Annotated in this window: 1 protein-coding gene and 2 pseudogenes; all 3 read left to right on the top strand. The window is 50.7% G+C overall.

Annotated features, from left to right (window positions below):
• Positions 1–1,179, top strand: a pseudogene (gene rhsC / locus FTE26_RS08235) (rhs element protein RhsC); the annotation flags it as partial.
• Positions 1,179–1,505: a protein YbfB gene (gene ybfB, locus FTE26_RS08230; RefSeq protein WP_000873944.1), complete on the top strand. Its 327-nt coding sequence runs from the start codon at positions 1,179–1,181 to the stop codon at positions 1,503–1,505. The pseudogene rhsC and the gene ybfB, both read left to right, overlap by 1 nt.
• Before the next feature lie 30 nt (positions 1,506–1,535).
• Positions 1,536–1,955, top strand: a pseudogene (locus FTE26_RS08225) (RHS element protein); the annotation flags it as partial.

Below are 1,955 nucleotides of genomic sequence, written 5' to 3'. Positions count from 1 at the left end.
TGGCGACGTGAACGGGACCTGACGGGCTGGATGTCGCTGTCACGGAAACCGCAAGTGACCTGGTACGGCTGGGACGGCGACCGGCTGACCACGATACAGAACGACAGGAGCCGCATCCAGACGATTTATCAGCCGGGGAGCTTCACGCCACTCATCAGGGTTGAAACCGCCACCGGTGAGCAGGCGAAAACGCAGCGCCGCAGCCTGGCGGATACCCTTCAGCAGTCCGGCGGCGAAGACGGTGGCAGTGTGGTGTTCCCGCCGGTGCTGGTGCAGATGCTCGACCGGCTGGAAAGTGAAATCCTGGCTGACCGGGTGAGTGAGGAAAGCCGCCGCTGGCTGGCATCGTGCGGCCTGACCGTGGAGCAGATGCAAAACCAGATGGACCCGGTGTACACGCCGGCGCGAAAAATCCACCTGTACCACTGCGACCATCGCGGCCTGCCGCTGGCGCTCATCAGCACGGAAGGGGCAACAGCGTGGTGCGCAGAATATGATGAATGGGGCAACCTGCTGAATGAAGAGAACCCGCATCAGCTGCAGCAGCTTATCCGGCTGCCGGGGCAGCAGTATGATGAGGAGTCCGGCCTGTATTACAACCGCCACCGCTATTATGACCCGCTGCAGGGGCGGTATATCACTCAGGATCCGATTGGGCTGAAGGGGGGATGGAATTTTTATCAGTATCCGTTGAATCCGATCTCAAATATAGATCCATTAGGATTAGAAACACTAAAATGCATTAAGCCACTGCATTCAATGGGCGGAACTGGTGAAAGAAGCGGTCCAGATATATGGGGGAATCCGTTCTATCATCAATATCTTTGTGTCCCAGATGGTAAAGGGGACTATACTTGTGGTGGCCAAGACCAACGGGGAGAATCAAAAGGAGATGGTCTATGGGGGCCAGGTAAAGCAAGTAATGATACAAAAGAAGCTGCTGGCCGTTGTGACCTCGTTGAAACCGATAATAGTTGTGTGGAGAACTGTTTAAAAGGGAAGTTTAAAGAGGTAAGGCCGCGTTATTCTGTATTGCCTGATATATTCACACCTATAAATTTAGGGCTATTTAAAAACTGCCAAGACTGGTCTAATGATTCTTTAGAAACATGTAAGATGAAGTGCTCCGGAAATAACATTGGACGTTTTATTAGATTTGTATTCACCGGAGTGATGTAATGAAATATATTATTTTTTTATTCAGAGCTATATGGCTGGCTTTATCGCTTTTAATACTATTCTTTTCCATGCATAGACTTTCACTATTAGACTCCACTCGTGATGTGAGCGAGTTAATTAGTCTCATGTCTTATGGAATGATGGTAATATGTTTTCCAACAGGCATAGTATTCTTTATTGCTCTAATATTTATAGGGACTGTATCAGACATTATTGGCGTAAGGATTGATAGTAAGTATATTATGGCGATAATAATATGGCTTTATTTTCTGTCAGGAGGGTATATTCAATGGTTTGTATTAAGTAAGCGCATTATAAACAAATAAATTAAGTTAATTGCTCTTATTATTATATGTAACCTGGGCATTGATATCCCGTATGCCACAGACCCGGCAGGTAACCGCCTGCCCGACCCGGAGCTGCACCCGGACAGCGCCCTCAGCATGTGGCCGGATAACCGTATCGCCCGTGACGCGCACTATCTTTACCGGTATGACCGTCACGGCAGGCTGACGGAAAAAACCGACCTCATCCCGGAAGGGGTTATCCGCACGGATGATGAGCGCACCCACCGGTACCATTACGACAGTCAGCACCGGCTGGTGCACTACACGCGGACACAATATGCAGAGCCGCTGGTCGAAAGCCGCTATCTTTACGACCCGCTGGGCCGCAGGGTGGCAAAACGGGTGTGGCGACGTGAACGGGACCTGACGGGCTGGATGTCGCTGTCACGGAAACCGCAAGTGACCTGGTACGGCTGGGACGGCGACCGG

The organism is Escherichia sp. S10b (assembly GCF_028421345.1).
Taxonomy (GTDB): domain Bacteria; phylum Pseudomonadota; class Gammaproteobacteria; order Enterobacterales; family Enterobacteriaceae; genus ECMA0423.
The sequence above is the reverse complement of the archived record's forward strand: the minus strand, read 5'-3'. Positions and strand labels throughout refer to the sequence as shown.

Excerpts from the sequence above, each read along its gene's own strand:
- ybfB (WP_000873944.1), top strand. The coding sequence starts at position 1,179 with ATGAAATATATTATTTTTTTATTCAGAGCTATATGGCTGGCTTTATCG.